The following is a 1197-nucleotide window of genomic DNA, read 5'->3' on the forward strand; positions in this document are numbered from 1 at the left end:
CCTGTCGGCGACCGGCCCCAACCGCACCTACCACTGGTCCGGCACGATCGACCCCGGCGCCACCGCCGGCGGGCCGGCCTACGACGGCGGCGACGAGTCGGGCCTGCACTGGCAGACCTACGCCGAGGCACTGCAGGCCGCGGGCGTGTCCTGGAAGGTCTACCAGAACGCCGCCGACAACTTCGGCGACAACGCGCTGGCCTACTTCACCCAGTTCACCAACGCCCCGGCCGGCAGCGCCCTCGCGGTCAAGGGCATGGGCTCGGTCCCGAAGGCGACCGGCCGCACCCCCGACGACATCGCCGCCGCCATCAAGGCCGACGTGGCGGCCGGCGCCCTGCCCCAGGTCTGCTGGATCGTCGCCGACCAGCAGTCCTCCGAACACCCCTACGCCACCCCCCAGGACGGCGCCCACTTCGTCCACCTGGTGATGGACGCCCTCAACGCCGACCCCGACGTCTTCAACTCCACCGTGCTGCTGCTCAACTACGACGAGAACGACGGCTTCTTCGACCACGTGCCGCCACCGGCCGCCCCGCCCGGCACCCTTGGCGAGTTCTACAACAACACCAACATCGGCCTGGGCTTCCGGGTCCCGCTGATCGCCATCTCCCCCTGGACACGCGGCGGCTGGGTCAACTCCGAAACCTTCGACCACACCTCCGTACTGCGCTTCATGGAAGTCTGGACCGCGGCCCTCGGCACCCCGGCGAACTGCGTGAACATCAGCGCCTGGCGCCGCTCGGTGTGCGGCGACCTGACCGGCGTCTTCGACTTCGCCAACCCGGTGTACGGCATGCCCGCCCTGCCCGACACCTCGCAGACCATCGGCCTGGCCACCTGCGGCCCGCTGTCCAACCCCGCCCCGGCCAACAACACACTCCCGGCCCAGGAGAGCGGCACCCGCCCGGCCCGCACCCTGCCCTACCAGCCCAACGCCAACCTCGACCACCTCGAGTTCGCCACCGGCGGCGTCACCAAGGTCTGGCTCGCGATGGACAACACCGCGGGCACCGGCACCACCAGCGCGCACTTCGCGGCCTACGCCAACGCCTACCGCAGCGGCGGCCCCTGGCAGTACACCGTGGCACCCGGCAGCGCCACCAGCGACTTCTTCAACTGCGCCACCAACTACGGCGCCGGCAAGTACGACCTGACAATCGTGGGCCCCAACCGCTTCCTGCGCCGCTTCACCGG

At 70.8% G+C, this 1197-nt stretch carries 1 protein-coding gene; it reads left to right on the forward strand.

All coding sequences use genetic code 11. The annotated features are described in order from the left end of the window. On the forward strand, window positions 1-1197 hold a 1197-nt coding region (locus C7C46_RS32765), incomplete at both ends, for an alkaline phosphatase family protein (RefSeq protein ID WP_146259317.1).

Origin of the sequence: Streptomyces tateyamensis (assembly GCF_003205575.1) — a bacterium.
Taxonomy (GTDB): domain Bacteria; phylum Actinomycetota; class Actinomycetes; order Streptomycetales; family Streptomycetaceae; genus Kitasatospora; species Kitasatospora tateyamensis.